This window comes from Pseudomonas sp. KH_050 (assembly GCF_057838875.1).
In genome coordinates this window covers 1445844-1463362 of the sequence record NZ_CM174478.1, presented here as the reverse complement: position 1 = coordinate 1463362, position 17519 = coordinate 1445844, and the positions used below count along the sequence as shown (strand labels likewise).

11 protein-coding genes are annotated in these 17519 nt (G+C 59.5%); 5 read left to right on the top strand and 6 right to left on the bottom strand.

The window, feature by feature from the left end:
* Positions 1-44: 44 nt before the first annotated feature.
* Positions 45-1376 carry a DUF58 domain-containing protein gene (locus AC3IUA_RS06685; protein ID WP_489359689.1) on the top strand — a complete coding sequence of 444 codons (1332 nt, stop codon included), beginning with the start codon at positions 45-47 and terminating at the stop codon, positions 1374-1376.
* Between the two features lie 80 nt (positions 1377-1456).
* Here AC3IUA_RS06685 and AC3IUA_RS06680 read toward each other — a convergent pair whose 3' ends face one another.
* Positions 1457-6634 carry a hypothetical protein gene (locus tag AC3IUA_RS06680; protein ID WP_489359688.1) on the bottom strand — a complete coding sequence of 1726 codons (5178 nt, stop codon included), beginning with the start codon at positions 6632-6634 and terminating at the stop codon, positions 1457-1459.
* 776 nt (positions 6635-7410) lie between these two features.
* Here AC3IUA_RS06680 and AC3IUA_RS06675 point away from each other — a divergent pair.
* Positions 7411-7779, top strand: coding sequence for a DUF6124 family protein (locus tag AC3IUA_RS06675; protein ID WP_489359687.1), 369 nt, complete (start codon positions 7411-7413; stop codon positions 7777-7779).
* Positions 7780-7999: 220 nt separating this feature from the next.
* Here the strand turns inward: AC3IUA_RS06675 and AC3IUA_RS06670 are convergent, their stop codons facing one another.
* Together AC3IUA_RS06670 and AC3IUA_RS06665 are read right to left on the bottom strand one after the other, a co-directional pair.
* Positions 8000-8359, bottom strand: coding sequence for a PilZ domain-containing protein (locus AC3IUA_RS06670; RefSeq protein WP_489359686.1), 360 nt, complete (start codon positions 8357-8359; stop codon positions 8000-8002).
* 232 nt (positions 8360-8591) lie between these two features.
* On the bottom strand, positions 8592-8966 hold the full coding sequence (locus tag AC3IUA_RS06665) for a tetratricopeptide repeat protein (protein ID WP_489359685.1): 375 nt from the start codon (positions 8964-8966) through the stop codon (positions 8592-8594).
* A 155-nt stretch (positions 8967-9121) separates the two neighbouring features.
* Here AC3IUA_RS06665 and pyk point away from each other — a divergent pair, with 155 nt between their 5' ends.
* Complete coding sequence (gene pyk, locus AC3IUA_RS06660; protein ID WP_489359684.1) at positions 9122-10573, top strand: pyruvate kinase; 1452 nt, start codon at positions 9122-9124, stop codon at positions 10571-10573.
* 235 nt (positions 10574-10808) lie between these two features.
* Positions 10809-12167, top strand: coding sequence for an NHL repeat-containing protein (locus AC3IUA_RS06655; RefSeq protein WP_489359683.1), 1359 nt, complete (start codon positions 10809-10811; stop codon positions 12165-12167).
* Between the two features lie 96 nt (positions 12168-12263).
* Here the strand turns inward: AC3IUA_RS06655 and AC3IUA_RS06650 are convergent, their stop codons facing one another.
* The 3 genes from AC3IUA_RS06650 to AC3IUA_RS06640 are packed head-to-tail and all read right to left on the bottom strand — an operon-like array spanning position 12264 to position 15078.
* Positions 12264-13013, bottom strand: a complete 750-nt coding sequence (locus AC3IUA_RS06650; RefSeq protein ID WP_489359682.1) for an enoyl-CoA hydratase-related protein — start codon at positions 13011-13013, stop codon at positions 12264-12266.
* Positions 13014-13043: 30 nt separating this feature from the next.
* Positions 13044-13979, bottom strand: coding sequence for an iron-sulfur-binding ferredoxin reductase (locus tag AC3IUA_RS06645; RefSeq protein ID WP_489359681.1), 936 nt, complete (start codon positions 13977-13979; stop codon positions 13044-13046).
* Positions 13972-15078: a GGDEF domain-containing protein gene (locus AC3IUA_RS06640; RefSeq protein ID WP_489359680.1), complete on the bottom strand. Its 1107-nt coding sequence runs from the start codon at positions 15076-15078 to the stop codon at positions 13972-13974. The genes AC3IUA_RS06645 and AC3IUA_RS06640 overlap by 8 nt, the downstream gene beginning before the upstream one ends.
* 789 nt (positions 15079-15867) lie before the next feature.
* Between AC3IUA_RS06640 and AC3IUA_RS06635 the strand changes: the two genes are divergently transcribed.
* On the top strand, positions 15868-17391 hold the full coding sequence (locus AC3IUA_RS06635) for a fumarate hydratase (protein WP_008156025.1): 1524 nt from the start codon (positions 15868-15870) through the stop codon (positions 17389-17391).
* Positions 17392-17519: the final 128 nt, after the last annotated feature.

Genomic DNA, 17519 nt, shown 5'->3' with positions numbered 1-17519 from the left:
GCCGCAGGCTGCGATCTTTACCCCTGCGTGGGATCCCGACACCCATGAACCCATCGCGCCTGCTGCTGATCTGGCTTTCAGTGCTATTGGGCATCGGCATTGTGCTGGGCACGCTTGGGGCGCTCGGCGTCGCGGTTGCGCCGAGCCTGCTGTCCATCCACTGGGGACTGCTACTCGCCCTCCTGCTCCTGGCGCTACTCGATGCCCTCAGGCTCAAACGCCTGCCTTCACCCCGCCTGCAGCGGCAAATGCCCGGCAGCCTGGCGCTCGGCCGCTGGGGCGAAGTGCGCCTCGATATCCAGCACGACTACCGCCAACCGCTGAACATACAGCTGTTCGACCACGTACCGGATGGCCTGAGCTTCGAAAACCTGCCGCAATCAGTCGAACTGCAACCGGGCCAGCAGAGCCAGATCGGCTACCGCCTGCGCCCGCTCAAACGTGGTCATTTCAGCTTCGAGCGTTGCGAAATCAGTCTGCCCAGCCCCTTGGGCCTGTGGTCCGAGCGACGTTATCTGAGCGCGATCGACAGCACCCGGGTCTACCCGGACTTCGCCCGCTTGTATGGCGCGCAGCTATTGGCCGTGGACAACTGGCTCAGCCAGCTCGGCGTCCGCCAGCGTCAACGTCGCGGCCTGGGCCTGGAATTCCACCAACTGCGCGAATTTCGCGAAGGCGACAGCCTGCGCCAGATCGACTGGAAAGCCACCGCCCGCCAGCGCACACCCATCGCCCGTGAGTATCAGGACGAGCGCGACCAGCAAATCATCTTCATGCTCGATTGCGGTCGGCGAATGCGCAGCCAGGACGGCGAACTGGCGCACTTCGACCATGCGCTCAATGCCTGCCTGCTGCTCAGTTACGTCGCCTTGCGTCAAGGCGACGCCGTGGGCCTGAGCACCTTTGCCGGCGAACAATCGCGTTACCTCGCCCCGGTCAAAGGCCAGGGCCAACTCAACGTACTGCTCAACGCCGTCTACAACCTCGACAGCAGCCAACGCCCCGCCGACTACCAGGCCGCCGCCAACCAGCTGCTGACCCGACAAAAACGCCGGGCACTGGTGGTGCTGGTGACCAACCTGCGGGATGAAGACGATGAAGAATTGCTGACTGCCGTCAAGCGCATGAGCCGACAACACCGAGTGTTGGTCGCCAGCCTGCGCGAAGAAGTGCTCGACCACCTGCGCCAGGCTCCGGTGCAAACCTTGTCTGAAGCGCTGGCCTATTGCGGGACGGTCGATTACTTGAATGCACGAGCGCAGCTCCATGAGCGGTTGAGCGCTCATGGCGTGCCGGTGCTGGATGCGAGCCCCCATGAACTGGGGGCCGAGTTGGTGACGCGGTATTTGAGTTGGAAGAAGGCGGGGACTTTTTAGCGGCAAGCTCCCTTACGCAAAAGGCAGGTCTTAAAACCACCTTACCCAATCACCGTCGACTTTCGTCTGAGCCCTGATCATCACCTCACCTCACAATTGATGTAACTGCTCATTTCCAACTCCGGACAGCTGATTTTAAGTCTGAAACTCCCCGTTTGGTCTGCCACTGTAACGGTCCAAGTCAAATCATTGTCCCAATCATTGGCTTTGACTAATCTCGGTTCACCTAGAGCAGGTGAATAATTTACTAGACTCTCTGGACCGTCCGAATGATCCAGCACGATATGCAAATCTAATACCGGCGTTAGCCTGTTAGGTACCGACACTTTAATAAGGTGGCGTGCACCACGATTGAAAACAGCAGTCCCCTGCGGGATAGACTCGCCCACTGGATTGGAATCATTCGTTATCGGAATGGTTGTATCCAGGGTTGCGCCCACTTGCCGCACGTTGAAAATGACCGCCCTCACTGACGGGACGGATGTACAACCGAAATAATGCGTATTAGTTTGAATTTTTCTGGCTTCAGCACTCCATTGCAAACCTTCCGACAGCATGGGCCTGGCGACCATTTCTGGTGGATCATAGGTCACATCAGGGCGATCACTGATCTGAACTTTAAAATCCAGTCCTACCAATACGCTACTGCTTTTCAGAATCAACTTCAGTTGACGTTTTACCCCAGGCTTTAGCACCATCCCTAATGTCGAACGATACACATCCTGTCCGTCAACTTCGATCGCTTCTACTTCGTCGGCAAGCATTCTGGAAACCAATCGTCCAGGCAGCTGCCAGTCCGGCAGTTTCGGGCTGCTCAGCTTCAGGCCGAAAAAGCCGGTTTTGTCTGTGCTGGAAGAAATCGACCAGCGCAAAGTTCCTGCCACTACCGGCTGTGGCGTTCCCAAGGGCGGAACAAACGCCAAGCCAAGTTCCACAGCGCCCAACAGGTCTTCCAGAGCGACACTGGTCAAGCCAATCAATGGACTACCACTGTTGATTTTAAGCTCCAGATTATAGGATTCCCCGTGTAGCAGAACCAGATCCCGCTGGGCCAGATCCACCTGTTCGCCATTCAACCAAAGTGTGAACTCCCGCGCCCAGGCATCGCGCTGCAACGCGGTCACCTCAAACGGCTGTGCGACTACGACTCCGTCGTTCTCTTCTGTTAAATCGGCAATGACCAAGTGCTCACCAGCGGTGTCCGGTATATACCTGAAACTGGTCCAACCGCCCGGACCTGTGACAGTGGTCGCCATGACGGCTTGCCCATCAACACTCCAGTCGACGTGAAGCCCCTCTCTCCCGTCCCCGGTTTCGCTGGACACAGCCTGAACTCGCAACAGTACGCTCTCCCCGGTGTCCACCACCGGCCGGCCGATCACCGGGCCGGCTTCGGCAAACTCGAATGCCGCAGCGGTAATGGTAATGTTACGAGGGGGGGTCCAGTCAGACTCGCCACTATCAGAGCTGTGTTGCGCTTGCCATGTATAGGGGCCTGCTTGCAGCGGGATTTTTTTATGAGAACTCCACTGACGATTTTTCACTGAAGCTTCGTCCGCACCCTTTTCTTCACTTCCCTGCTTGACCTTCAACTTGACCTGTAAGGTATTAAGGCCGGTCCCGCGAAAGAGTATGTTGTTAGCCCCCATGCTGCTGCCATCCCTAGGAGCAGTGATGCCTGGTGGCTGGTACAGCGAATCTTTTTTCACGATAAACGTATGAACATCACTCCATTCGGAAACATGCCCGTTTAACTCCTGCTGCGCTTCGATCAACTGCCCCCCGGCATCCAGGTGCCTTGTTACCTGGTCCGACCACACTCCATCCGCATCCGCCGTTTTGGTGAATAACTCCCTACCGCCCTTGAGCCGGACGGTGACATCCGCATAGGGCAAACTCTTGCCGCCGATTGTCGGGAGCGACGAAGTTTCAGTGTCCTTCTCTGGCTCTGTGAACAAGGGCTCATCAGGAATGACATCAAACGTGTGCGGATCCGACCAATCGGACGCTTGCCCGCTGAAGGTTTGCTGCACCTTCAGCGTGTGCCGCCCCAGAATCCATGGATCACGGGCTGGGTGAAGCCAGCTACCGTCCCCCACCAGCACATCCTTGGCCACCGGAGTCTCGTCCAGATATCGGACCTCGATCGTGGAACTGGAATAACCCTCGCCTTCAAGCCTTGGAAGTTGCCCTGAGGTTTTTCCTTCATGCTCGGGGTAAGTGATCTTTGGTATGGGCGGTTTCACGGTGAAGGTCCGCTCGTCGCTCGGATCGGAGCCCACATTATTGACGGTCTGCACCACCTTGACCGTCCAGCTGCCCGGGGTCCACGCTGGATTGGGTGTGAAGGTGCGGGTGGAACCGCTGCCCGAAAAACTTCCAGCCACCGGGTTGCCAGCGCCATTCTGCATCTTCAGCGTGACGGTCCCCGCATAAACCCCGGTAATGCTCAGCGTTTGATCCGGCAGCACCGCGCCGGATGGCTGAGTGATGGCCGGTTTCGGCGGCTTCACGGTGAAGGTCCGCACCTCGCTCGGATCGGAATCCACATTATTGACGGTCTGCACCACCTTGACCGTCCGGCCGCTGCCCGGGACCCACGCGGGAGTGGGTATGAAGGTGCGGGTGGAACCGCTGCCCAACCAGCGCCCACCCACCGAGCTGCCAGCGCCATCCTGCATCTTCAGCGTGACGGTCCCCGCATAAACCCCGGTAATGCTCAGCGTTTGATCCGGCAGCACCGAGCCGGATGGCTGAGTGATGGCCGGTTTCGGCGGTTTCACGGTGAAGGTCCGCACCTCGCTCGGATCGGAATCCACATTATTGACGGTCTGCACCACCTTGACCGTCCGGCCGCTGCCCGGGATCCACGCTGGATTGGGTGTGAAGGTGCGGGTGGAACCGCTGCCCGAAAAACTTCCACCCACCAGGCTGCCAGCGCCATCCTGCATCTTCAGCGTGACGGTTCCGGTCCCCGTATAAACCCCGGTAATGCTCAGCGTTTGATCCGGCAGCACCGAGCCGGATGGCTGAGTGATGGCCGGTTTCGGCGGTTTCACGGTGAAGGTCCGCTCGTCGCTCGGATCGGAGCCCACATTATTGACGGTCTGCACCACCTTGACCGTCCGGCTGCCCGGGGTCCACGCAAATGTGGGTGTGAAGGTGCGGGTGGAACCGCTGCCCGTAAAGCTTCCAGCCACCGGGTTGCCAGCGCCATACTGCATCTCCAGCGTGACGGTTCCGGTCCCCGCATAAACTTCGGTAATGCTCAGCGTTTGATCCGGCAGCACCGGGCCGGATGGCTGAGTGATGGCCGGCTTCCGCGGTTTCACGGTGAAGGTCCGCTCGTCGCTCGGATCGGAATCCACATTATTGACGGTCTGCACCACCTTGACCGTCCGGCTGCCCGGGGTCCACGCAAATGTGGGTGTGAAGGTGCGGGTGGAACCACTGCCCGTAAAGCTTCCAGCCACCGGGTTGCCAGCGCCATACTGCATCTTCAGCGTGACAGTCCCCGCATAAACCCCGGTAATGCTCAGCGTTTGCTCCGGCAGCACCGGGCCGGATGGCTGAGTGATGGCCGGTTTCGGCGGTTTCACGCTGAAGGTCCGCACCTCGCTCGGATCGGAATCCACATTATTGACGGTCTGCACCACCTTGACCGTCCGGCCGCTGCCCGGGATCCACGCTGGATTGGGTGTGAAGGTGCGGGTGGGACCGCTGCCCGAAAAACTTCCAGCCACCGGGCTGCCAGTGCCATTCTGCATCTTCAGAGTGACGGTCCCCGCATAAACCCCGGTAATGCTCAGCGTTTGCTCCGGCAGCACCGAGCCGGATGGCTGAGTGATGGCCGGTTTCGGCGGTTTCACGGTGAAGGTCCGCACCTCGCTCGGATCGGAATCCACATTATTGACGGTCTGCACCACCTTGACCGTCCGGCCGCTGCCCGGGATCCACGCTGGAGTGGGTGTGAAGATGCGGGTGGGACCGCTGCCCGAAAAACTTCCAGCCACCGGGCTGCCAGTGCCATTCTGCATCTTCAGCGTGACGGTCCCGGTCCCCGCATAAACCCCGGTAATGCTCAGCGTTTGCTCCGGCAGCACCGAGCCGGATGGTTGAGTGATGGCCGGTTTCGGCGGTTTCACGGTGAAGGTCCGCACCTCGCTCGGATCGGAATCCACATTATTGACGGTCTGCACCACCTTGACCGTCCGGCCGCTGCCCGGGATCCACGCTGGAGTGGGTGTGAAGATGCGGGTGGGACCGCTGCCCGAAAAACTTCCTGCCACCGGGCTGCCAGCGCCATTCTGCATCTTCAGCGTGACGGTCCCGGTCCCCGCATAAACCCCGGTAATGCTCAGCGTTTGCTCCGGCAGCACCGAGCCGGATGGCTGAGTGATGGCCGGTTTCGGCGGCTTCACGGTGAAGGTCCGCACCTCGCTCGGATCGGAATCCACATTATTGACGGTCTGCACCACCTTGACCATCCGGCCGCTGCCCGGGACCCACGCTGAAGTGGGTATGAAGGTGCGGGTGGAACCGCTGCCCGTAAAGCTTCCAGCCACCGGGTTGCCAGCGCCATACTGCATCTTCAGCGTGACGGTCCCGGTCCCCGCATAAACCCCGGTAATGCTCAGCGTTTGATCCGGCAGCACCGAGCCGGATGGCTGAGTGATGGCCGGTTTCGGTGGGATCACGTAGATATTGCGCGGGACCCAACCTTCGGAATACTGGCCATTCACCGACTGCCGGACTGCAAGCGGGTAGCGCGCGGCTCCCACTGGCAATGCACTCAGAGGCACTGACCAGCTACCGTCCGGGTTCGCCGGCTTGCTACCCAGTTCGCCACCGTGTCCCCCAATGGCCACATAAACCGTCGCTCCCGGCGACGCCCCCCGACCAGAGACCACCACGGGGTTTGCCTTACGCTCATTTTCACTCGGTTGATCTACCACTGGCGGGGGGGGGATCACGTAGATATTGCGCGGGGCCCAACCTTCGGAATACTGGCCATTAGCAAACTGCCGGACTGCAAGCGGGTAGAGCGCGGGTCCCACTGGCAATGCACTCAGAGGCACTGACCAGCTACCGTCCGGGTTCGCCGGCTTGCTACCCAGTTCGCCGCCACTTCCCCCGGTGTGAACAAATATTGTGGCTCCCGACAACGCCCCCCGGCCAGTGACCGTCACGGGGTTTGCCTTATGCTCATTTTCACCCGGTTGATCGATCACCGGCAGGGGAGGTAATCGGGCAGGCATCGTCAAGTTGTACCTTTCGCTCCAGCTACTCCATATACCCGTTGAACGAAAGCGAAGCCTAAAATGATAAGTTCCTACCCTGAAGTCGGAACCAGGTATCCATTTATTGAACTCTATCCAAGCGCCTGCCGAGTAATGAGGGTCGCTGGCCCCCCAAAACTCCAGCTTCCAGTCTGTAATGATGATTCCCCCTGACGCCGCTATGCCTATAACATAAAAGCCATTAGGTGAGAGGGTCGCCCCATTTCCAGGGCTACTGATAATTGGGCCGGGCCACAACCCATTCGGCAACAGCTCTATTTCATCCGCCATGTGTCAGCTCTCCTTTGCCAGGCGAAGTTGCCGGCCTCTTGGGAACCGTTTCTACTGCTCGTTAGAATGAAAAACCACCTGTAAGAACTGACAGTTCCGACAAACGGTGCTCAATTACGCGACAATCCGCTTCTCCGATAGAACTCTCCGTTGACTACATCACCTTGCGCCGCTGCCTACACATCCCCCAGAATCCGCCCGCTTGTGCGCCTTGGCCGCCATGGCTAACGTGATCCCTGTCGCTGCCTATCAGCGATCGGGTTTAGTAGCCCGTGGTTAAAACAAAGCGCATCGAGCTCCAAACAGTCAGGCTTCCCTATTGCCTGCACTTGATGGTGGCTGTGCGTAGGGCGCCCTCGGGCGCGCCGGCTTTTTTTGTTTCCCCGGTCTACTAACCTGCGTACAGCCGCCACCCCTTCGTTTAGTGGCGAAGCGGTGGCAGCCCCACCAAAGGAAACAAATCAATGTTCAAAGTGACCCCCGATCCGCCCGAAACATCCAACGTTTCACCCTACGAAGCCCTCGATTCGAAAAAGCTCCGCGAAGCCGCGTACCGAGCACTGGATCACTATCTGATCCCACCACCATCGGACAAGCCCGGCTCCAGCGCCGACCGCACGCAGATCTTCACCGTCGCCCCGGACATCAACCCCGAAGCCTTGATGGCCCATGCCTACGAAACCTTATGCTCGGCCAGCACCCTGACCCTGGATTTGTCCGATGATCTGGAAGGCAAACAGCGCAACCTCGCCCTGGCGATCTATAGCCTGATGGAGTTGGCGGTGTTGTTGGTCGAGAGGGCGATGGATCGGGAGGGGTCGGTCAGGGTGTAGGCAGCAGGAGTGCCCGTCGGCTTCAGGGAATCAGGCGCCGGGCATATACCCTGTGGCGAGGGAGCTTGCTCCCGCTGGGGCGCGCAGCGGCCCTAAAACCAGCCGCCGAGTTTTATCAGGTAGTACGCGTCAGCCGGCTTTACGACGGCTTCGCCCGAGCGCGGACCGGCCGGCGGGAGCAAGCCCCCTCGCCACAAATGTCCTCCGGCAACCTTGAGAGCTACGCCGAAGCCGACAACGAATGAAAGCTGAAGTATTGCTGCAAGGCGCTGACCAGTTGCCGATATTCCTCCGGTGCCTGAAGCACGACAAAGCCCGCATCGTAGTGATGGGGTGTCGTGTCTTCATGGCACCACAGGCAAGAGGCGGTGAGGTCGATCACCTGCAGGCAGGTACCGCTGGTGGGGATTTTCAGGCGCAGTTCGAAGTCGGCGCCGATCATCATCGGCAACTGGCTGATCAGCATCAGCCCGTCTACGGAAACGTTGCCCAGAAAGCCAATGGGTTTATCGGTGACGCTGTTGAACACCCTTAAAAAATACGGCAGTTGATGCCGCTCGATCCGGCGGTCGGTAAACATGCTGGGTATCACTATAGAAGGCCATTAAGCATGGCCGCACTAATGCTTCGGAACGGGCCTGCCAGGCAAGCTCACTCTCTCCGGTCACGGTGCGACAGTGGCTGTGCTGGCCCTGTCACCTACTCCTGCCGATCCCGGATGGTGCTGTCGTTTAGTGTGGAGCTGCTAAAACGGCTTATCCAAATGTTAGCTGAATGCTCATCATCGGCCAGTGATCAGCTTGCAGATGTCATCAGTAAGCGCTCGGCCTGGCCTGCGCGGCGCTGCGGGTCGGGTAGTGCCCCAACGACTGCAGGGTTTCCAGGCGCGCGCGGGCGCGGAAGGCGTATTCGCTGTACGGGTATTGGGTAATGATGAACTGGTAGGTCTGAGCCGCATCGATAAACCATTTCTGACGCTCCAGGCAGAGCCCGCGCATCATCGACACTTCCGGTTGCACATAACGCCGCGAGCGGCTCTCGCGCTCGACCTTGGACAGCTCGAGCATCACCTGCTCGCAATTGCCGCGGTCATAAGCGTGGTAGGCATTGTTCAAATGATGGTCCATCGACCAACGGGTACAGCCGACGGCGCTGAGGGCCAGCACAGCAATGAGCACGAATCGCATGGGGTTCTCCTGTCTTGTGCATGGTATCGGCCCGTCGTCGAAAATCTTCAGGAATGTTCGTTCAACAAACTAACGAATAAGTAGTGCAAACGAACAATGACTACAACATCGCAGCATAGTAGCCTCTGCTTGCGCTTGAACTCAGGAGTCTCTGCATGTCCGTACGTCGTACTAAAATCGTCGCTACCCTTGGCCCTGCCAGCAACTCGCCGGAAGTTCTCGAACAGCTGATTCTGGCTGGCCTGGACGTCGCCCGGCTGAACTTTTCCCACGGTACCCCCGACGAGCATAAAGCTCGCGCCAGGCTGGTGCGCGCTCTTGCCGCCAAGCACGGGCGCTTCGTCGCGCTGCTGGGTGACCTGCAGGGCCCGAAAATTCGTATCGCCAAATTCGCCAACAAGCGTATCGAGCTGAAAGTCGGTGACACCTTCACCTTCTCTACCAGCCATCCGCTGACCGAAGGCACCCAGGAAGTCGTCGGTATCGACTACCCGGACCTGGTCAAGGACTGTGGCGTCGGCGACGAACTGCTGCTCGATGACGGCCGCGTAGTGATGCGCGTCGACACCGCGACCGCTGACGCGCTGCAGTGCACCGTGCTGATCGGTGGCCCGCTGTCGGACCACAAAGGCATCAACCGCCGTGGTGGTGGCCTGACGGCTCCAGCCCTGACCGAGAAAGACAAGGCTGACATCAAGCTCGCCGCGGAAATGGAAGTCGATTACCTCGCCGTGTCCTTCCCGCGCGACGCAGCCGACATGAAATACGCTCGCCAACTGCGCGACGAAGCCGGCGGTACCGCCTGGCTGGTGGCGAAGATCGAGCGTGCCGAAGCCGTGGCCGACGACGAAACCCTCGACGGTCTGATCGAGGCCAGCGATGCGGTGATGGTTGCCCGGGGTGACCTCGGTGTGGAAATCGGCGACGCCGAGTTGGTGGGCATTCAGAAGAAGATTATTCTGCACGCACGCCGCCATAACAAAGCGGTGATCGTCGCGACCCAGATGATGGAGTCGATGATCCAGAACCCGATGCCGACCCGCGCCGAAGTGTCCGACGTAGCCAACGCCGTGCTCGACTACACCGACGCCGTCATGCTCTCGGCCGAAAGCGCCGCCGGCGCCTACCCGCTCGAAGCGGTCCAGGCCATGGCACGGATTTGCATCGGCGCTGAAAAGCACCCGACCAGCAAAACCTCCAGCCACCGTATCGGCAAGGTCTTCGAAAGCTGCGACCAGAGCATTGCGCTGGCGGCCATGTACACGGCCAACCACTTCCCGGGCGTGAAAGCGATCATCTCCCTGACCGAAAGTGGCTACACGCCGCTGATCATGTCGCGGATCCGCTCCTCGATCCCGATCTACGCGTTCTCCCCGCACCGCGAAACCCAGGCCCGCGCGGCCATGTTCCGTGGCGTCTACACCGTACCGTTCGACCCGGCGTCCTTGCCGCCCGAGCAAGTCAGCCAGGCCGCGATCGACGAGTTGCTCAAACTCGGCGTGGTCGAGAAAGGCGATTGGGTGATCCTGACCAAGGGCGATAGCTACCACACCACCGGTGGCACCAACGGCATGAAGATCCTGCATGTCGGCGACCCGATGGTCTGAGATTCAGGCCGCTGAAAAACCAAAGCCCCGCAGCTTATAACTGCGGGGCTTTTTTGTTTCAGCGTGCATAGCTGGTTTTTAACTTCACTGTCTACTGTCAACTATGACAGTAGACAGTCTGGCACGGGGAGCGCCAAATCAGCCTGGCGCTGGCCAAGAGTTCCAGTATGCCGATCGAAGAAGTGCATGACGAAGGCTGTGAGCAATCAACAATAACACTAATGGATGAGAGATTATGGACACTAAAAACGTCACCCCCCATCAACCGCTCGAGTCTGGCGCCATTGATCCCACATTCGGTATCGAAGGCAAAGTGTTCATCACAGTTCCTGATACTCAATCAACGATCCTGCGGAATATGACGCAAGCAGCGGACGGCAAGCTCTATGTCACGGGTAATGCCATCACCTCCAACCGCTCGATTTTCTGGATCGCTTGCCTGAGCTCGAAGGGCTCACTGGAAACCTCATTTGGTCACTTGGGTTTTGTGACAGGACACTTCGGCAGCGATGACCAATCTCCAGTTCCTTCGTACGGAGAATATGTCACGGTTGTGAAGGAGGGCGATGCTGAGTTTCTTTTACTCGGCGGGCGGGCCTACGGGCTTGACGGAGCCAATGCCCTGGCTCGCTTCGACATGAATGGAAATCTGGACACTGGATTCGGGAAGCAAGGAAAAGCCATCATTTGCATCGAACTGAGCCCTCCATTTGCCAGTTTTCAATCTGACGAGGCACAGCATGACTCAGGAACCCGCTCATACGTAAGCAGCACCTACACGGTGGCTGACGACAAAATAGTGATCACCCGCATCTATTCCTATAACACACTCGCCACCTTGCCCCCACGCCGGATCAGCGTAATCATTCGGCTCGACCGGCTGGGTGATCTCGATGAGACCTTCAATGATATCGGGCACGTAGAAATCATCCACCCCAACTATGTCGACGGCATGACCGAAATTCAAAGCCTGATGGCGTTCAATGGCAAGTACGTAGGCGTCGGAGAAGTATCGCGTTACAGGGAGCCAAGTGGAGCGCTGTTCGTCAGCGTCAACTACGACGGTACATTCGACACAACCTTCAACCAGACGGGCTATCTCATCGTACGAATGGATGAGGCCGCCCTTGTCAACCCGACCTTGTTGCACGTGACGGAGCAAACCAACAAACGAATTCTCGGGGTGGGTCACACCTCTTTCAGCACGTATGCGGGATTACTGATCAGCCTTGAACTTGATGGTACATTCAATATTCAGTTTAACGGCGCCGAGCCTCTATCGACTCAACTGGGCAATGGTGAAACCTATTGGCTGACTGCGGCTGAGCAGAGCAAAGGTAGAATTGTGGCCGCTGGGGCCTGGCGCGACCCGGATAATTCACTCTTTGATCTGGACTTCGTGCTCGCGCGATTCTTGAGCGATGGAAATCCGGATCTTTCATTCAACAAAAAAGGATGGACCACTCTCAAGCTCGGCCCCGGAGAAGACATTCTGCAATCCATCGCATTGGGCCCCAACGACGCCATTGTTGTAGCTGGAACTGTAGGCCCGACTGGAGGGAGAGAGGGTGCTCTGGCAGGTTTTCTTGGCTGATAAAAATTGCGAACTCGCCTGAGTAGCTGTAGGGCATCTACAGAAACCTTTGCTGACGCAGCTGACGTCTTCGCGGGCCGAACCGTCAGCACAGACTCAAGGCTTATTGATAAACGCCGACAACGCCGCAATCGCTTCCGGCGAGCGCAGCCGCTGGGTGAACACGGCGCCCTCTTCTTCTATCACCTTGCGCAGCTGCTCTTGGTCCGGCGCTTTCATCAGTTGTTTGCTGATCTGCACGGCACCCGGTGCCAATTGTTCGAAGCGCAAGGCCATTTCGCGTGCCTTGGCCAATGCGGCGGTGCCATCGGGCAAGGCCTCGTTGGCGATGCCCCAGGCCGCAGCCTGCTCGCCGCTGAAGCCTTCGCCAAGCAGTAGCAGTTCGGCGGCTTTGGCCTGTCCGAGCAAACGCGGCAGGATCAGGCTCGAACCGAACTCTGGACATAAGCCGAGGTTGACGAACGGCATGCGCAAACGGGCATCGCTGCTGACGTACACCAGATCGCAGTGCAGCAGCAGGGTCGTGCCGATCCCCACCGCCGCCCCGGCCACGGCGGCAATCACCGGTTTACGACATTCGAGCAGGCTGCGCATGAAGTGGAACACCGGGCTGTCGAGGTTGCTCGGCGGTTGCTGGAGGAAGTCGGCAATGTCATTGCCGGCGGTGAAGCAGTCGCTACTGCCGGTGATCAGCACAGCATTGATCCCGGGATCAAGGTCAGCCTGCTCCAGCGCTTCGGCCAACTGGCTGTACATGGCACGGGTCAGGGCATTTTTCTTGTCCGGGCGATTGAGGCGCAAGGTCAGCAGCCCGCGTTCACGCTCCAGCAATATCGCGTCAGTCATGGTGTGAGTCTCGCGAAGTAAAATCAGCGCTCAACCACGGGGCACAAAGACGTCGGCCAGCAGTTGATTGCGCGGTAACCCCGCCAGGTACAGGCGCCGGGCAAAGGCGTCGACGCTGTCGGGGCTGCCGCAGAGTAAGGCCAGGGTTTGTCGGGAAACAAGCCGCAGATGTGTCAAGGCCACAGGCAGTTCGGCCGCTGTCAGCAGTTCGATTTGCAGGTTGGGATAGTTCGCCGCCAACGCTGCCAGGGGGTTGGCCAGGTAATGTTCACTGGCGTCATGCGCCAGGTGAATGACCCGCAGGACACCCTGGTGATCCTGACGCAAGGCTTCGCGCAGTATGCCGAACAACGGCCCCAGGCCAGTACCGGCCGCCAGCAGCCAGAGCGGTCGAGCCTGCCACTCCGGGTCGTAATGCAAGGCGCCGCCGCGCAGTTCGCCGAGGCGGATCGGGTCACCGATCCTGAGCTGACGGGCCGCGTCGCTGAACTCGCCAGGTTGACGACAATCGAGGTGAAATTCGAGAAAGCGGTCTTCTTCCGGCAAGCTGGCCAGCGAATAGGGGCGCGCCACGTTGCCCGTCCACAACACCAGGTGTTGCCCGGCCTGATAGCGCAATGGCCGTTCAGGCTGCAAACGCAGGCGAAGAACGCTCGGGCTCAGCCAGTCGGCACCCACCACTTGTGCCGGCAAACCGTCGCGCAAAGGGTCGAAGATCTCGACCTGCAAATCCTCGTTCACCTGACACTGACAGGCCAACCGCCAGCCCCGCTGACGTTGCTCTACTGTCAGTGCATCAGGTTTGCGGTCACTCGGCTGGCCGTGCAGACAATGCACCAGGCACGTGTGGCAACTGCCGGCGCGACAGCTGTAAGGAACGGCGATACCGGCCTGATTCAAGGCGTCGAGCAGGTTGCTCCCCGCTGCCACCGACCACTGTCGCTCACCCACCCGTAATTCAGGCATCGACGTTTTCCCAGGCGGCCGCACAACGGTTGCGCCCGTCACGCTTGGCCCGATAAAGCGCCTGATCCGCGCGCTGCAAGGCCTCATCCAGATCATCGCCGAGCTCAAGCAAGGTCATCCCCGCCGACAGGCTCAGGCCGTGCACGCTCAGGCCGACCAACTCGACATCGGTGAAGGCAATGCGCAGACGCTCGCAGCAGGAGGTTAGGCGCTCGGCATCACAATCGGGCAACAACACCACAAATTCCTCTCCACCGTAACGGGCCAGCACATCACCGTCGCGCAGGCAGGCGCTGGCGACGGCGGCAAAGGCCTGCAGCACCTGATCGCCGGCCGCATGCCCGTGGATATCATTGATTCGTTTGAAATGATCCAGGTCGATCAGCGCCAGGCCGTGGATGACATCGACGTCCATTGTGTGCAATTCGCGGGTGGCCAGGCGCAGAAAATGCCGGCGGTTGAACAGCCCGGTGAGTTCGTCGGTGGCCACCAGGTCTTCGAGCTGGCGCATCATCCCGCGCAGGGTGTCCTGGTGGGCCTGCAGGGCGAAGCGTCGTTGGCGCATGCGCAGACGTGACGCCTGGACGTAGCTGGCATAAAGGCAGAGCCACGCCAGCACGATAAACAGCACACAGACTTGCAACGCCGCGAGTGTCGGGTCGGCCAATTCGAAGTGGAAACCTTCCCAGAGATTGATCCCGGCGAAACTGAAAAAAACCAGCGCCGCACAGCGCACGAATGCCCGACGCGGCAAGTGAAACAGGCCGAACAACAGGATCAATACGTAGAACACCAGGAACGCGCCGCGGGCCGTGTCGAGCTGGGCGATGAACCAGGTTTGCCAGGCCAGGCCCAGCACTGTTTGCAATTCGGTCAGGCTGGGGTCGACGAAGCGCAGGTTACGCCCGCTGAGAAATATCCCGAGCAAGGCGAGCTGACTGAGGACCACCAGCACCGTGGCAATCACTGCGCTGCTCATCGGCGCGCGATAGTGATCGCCGAGAATCGCCAGCCACAGCAACAGCAACGCCAGCCCATAGGTGCCCGCCGCCAGAATGAAGCGCTTGAGTAACAGACTCTGTATGGCTGTATGGGTCAATCTTTGACTCACCGTGCTAAAGGAGGCTGAACGGGTTTCCTACCCTACGGGCCATATACCACTTTAGTGGCGTGCCTGAGAAATGACTATTCAATTTTTGGATGGCTGGCAGGATCGCCTGTTCCGACCATTTCACGGAAGCCAGGGATATTTTCCAGGGATAATGCGTCGGACGGACGGACGCCAGGATCAAAAGATCGCAGCCTGCGGCAGCTCCTACCGGGGGATCGGTTAACCGGCGGATAAACGCGGTCGGGGTAGGCGCTGGCGCAGCTTGCGATATTTTCCAGGGATAATGCGTCGGGCGGACGGACGCCAGGATCAAAAGATCGCAGCCTGCGGCAGCTCCTACCGGGGGATCGGTTAACCGGCGGATGAACGCGGTCGGCGTAGGCGCTGGCGCAGCTTGCGATATTTTCCAGGGATAATGCGTCGGGCGGACGGACGCCAGGATCAAAAGATCGCAGCCTGCGGCAGCTCCTACCGGGGGATCGGTTAACCGGCGGATGAACGCGGTCGGCGTAGGCGCTGGCGCAGCTTGCGATATTTTCCATGGGGAATGCGCCGAACGGACGGACGCCAGGATCAAAAGATCGCAGCCTGCGGCAGCTCCTACGGGGGCAGCTCCTACAAGCGGGTGTGCCCGAGCGTTTGGCGGGTTATACTGCCGCGCCTTTTTAGCGTCGCGCCAGCATGCCCGGCGTGCCTTAAAAGGTGTTTTCAGTGACCAGATCCACCCGACTGAAGACACCTTATTAAATGTTCCCGTCTTATAGAGGAGCGCGACTCATGACCGTGATCAAGCAAGACGACCTGATTCAGAGCGTTGCTGACGCCCTGCAATTCATTTCCTACTACCATCCCGTGGATTTCATCCAGGCCATGCACGAGGCCTACCTGCGTGAAGAATCGCCGGCTGCCCGCGACTCCATGGCGCAGATCCTGATCAACTCGCGCATGTGTGCCACTGGCCACCGCCCGATTTGCCAGGACACCGGCATCGTCACCGTGTTCGTCCGTGTGGGCATGGATGTGCGCTGGGATGGCGCGACCATGGGCCTGGACGACATGATCAACGAAGGCGTGCGTCGCGCCTACAACCTGCCGGAAAACGTCCTGCGTGCTTCCATCCTCGCCGACCCGGCGGGCGCTCGCAAGAACACCAAGGACAACACCCCGGCGGTGATCCACTACTCCATCGTCCCGGGTAACACCGTGGAAGTGGACGTGGCGGCCAAAGGCGGCGGTTCCGAAAACAAATCGAAGATGGCCATGCTCAACCCGTCCGACTCGATCGTTGACTGGGTGCTCAAAACCGTTCCGGAAATGGGCGCTGGCTGGTGCCCACCGGGCATGCTCGGCATCGGCATCGGCGGCACCGCCGAGAAAGCCGCGGTGATGGCCAAGGAAGTGTTGATGGAATCCATCGACATCCACGAGCTAAAGAAACGCGGGCCGTCCAACCGTATCGAAGAGATGCGCCTGGAGCTGTTCGAGAAGGTCAACCAGCTGGGCATCGGCGCCCAGGGCCTCGGTGGCCTGACCACCGTGCTCGACGTGAAGATCATGGATTACCCGACCCACGCCGCGTCCCTGCCGGTGTGCATGATCCCGAACTGCGCCGCCACTCGTCACGCACACTTCGTGCTCGACGGCTCCGGCCCGGCGTCGCTGGAAGCGCCACCGCTGGACGCCTACCCGGAAATCGTCTGGGAAGCCGGCCCGTCGGCGCGTCGAGTCAACCTCGACACCCTGACCCCGGAAGACGTGCAGAGCTGGAAGCCGGGCGAAACCGTCCTGCTCAACGGCAAAATGCTCACTGGCCGCGACGCTGCGCACAAGCGCATGGTCGAGATGCTGAACAAGGGTGAAACCTTGCCGGTAGACCTCAAGGGTCGCTTCATCTACTACGTCGGCCCGGTCGATCCGGTGCGCGAAGAAGTGGTTGGCCCTGCGGGTCCGACGACCGCGACGCGGATGGATAAATTCACCCGGCAGATCCTCGAGCAAACCGGCCTGTTGGGCATGATCGGCAAATCCGAGCGCGGCCCGACCGCGATCGAAGCGATCAAGGACCACAAGGCTGTTTACCTGATGGCTGTCGGCGGCGCGGCTTACCTGGTGGCGCAAGCGATCAAGAAATCCCGCGTGGTGGCTTTCGCCGAACTGGGCATGGAAGCGATCTACGAGTTTGACGTTAAAGACATGCCTGTGACGGTTGCAGTCGACAGCAAGGGTGAGTCAGTACACATCACCGGTCCTGCCATCTGGCAGAAAAAGATCAGTGAAAGCCTGGCGGTAGAAGTGCAGTAAGGGCTTCTATTTCCAGACAAAAGGCGGCTGGGGCAACTCTGCCGCCTTTTTTGTTACCTGTTCGTTGAAGAATCGCCGCTCGACGCTTAGTAATAAAAATGATGTTCCTGTAACCATTTTACTCTAAG

What these genes read in the sequence shown, in the direction of transcription:
- AC3IUA_RS06645 (WP_489359681.1), bottom strand. Translation starts at nt 13,979, where the DNA reads ATGCCTGAATTACGGGTGGGTGAGCGACAGTGGTCGGTGGCAGCGGGG.
- AC3IUA_RS06680 (WP_489359688.1), bottom strand. Translation starts at nt 6,634, where the DNA reads ATGCCTGCCCGATTACCTCCCCTGCCGGTGATCGATCAACCGGGTGAA.
- AC3IUA_RS06670 (WP_489359686.1), bottom strand. Translation starts at nt 8,359, where the DNA reads ATGTTTACCGACCGCCGGATCGAGCGGCATCAACTGCCGTATTTTTTA.
- AC3IUA_RS06665 (WP_489359685.1), bottom strand. Translation starts at nt 8,966, where the DNA reads ATGCGATTCGTGCTCATTGCTGTGCTGGCCCTCAGCGCCGTCGGCTGT.
- AC3IUA_RS06685 (WP_489359689.1), top strand. Translation starts at nt 45, where the DNA reads ATGAACCCATCGCGCCTGCTGCTGATCTGGCTTTCAGTGCTATTGGGC.
- AC3IUA_RS06675 (WP_489359687.1), top strand. Translation starts at nt 7,411, where the DNA reads ATGTTCAAAGTGACCCCCGATCCGCCCGAAACATCCAACGTTTCACCC.
- AC3IUA_RS06655 (WP_489359683.1), top strand. Translation starts at nt 10,809, where the DNA reads ATGGACACTAAAAACGTCACCCCCCATCAACCGCTCGAGTCTGGCGCC.
- AC3IUA_RS06650 (WP_489359682.1), bottom strand. Translation starts at nt 13,013, where the DNA reads ATGACTGACGCGATATTGCTGGAGCGTGAACGCGGGCTGCTGACCTTG.
- AC3IUA_RS06635 (WP_008156025.1), top strand. Translation starts at nt 15,868, where the DNA reads ATGACCGTGATCAAGCAAGACGACCTGATTCAGAGCGTTGCTGACGCC.
- pyk (WP_489359684.1), top strand. Translation starts at nt 9,122, where the DNA reads ATGTCCGTACGTCGTACTAAAATCGTCGCTACCCTTGGCCCTGCCAGC.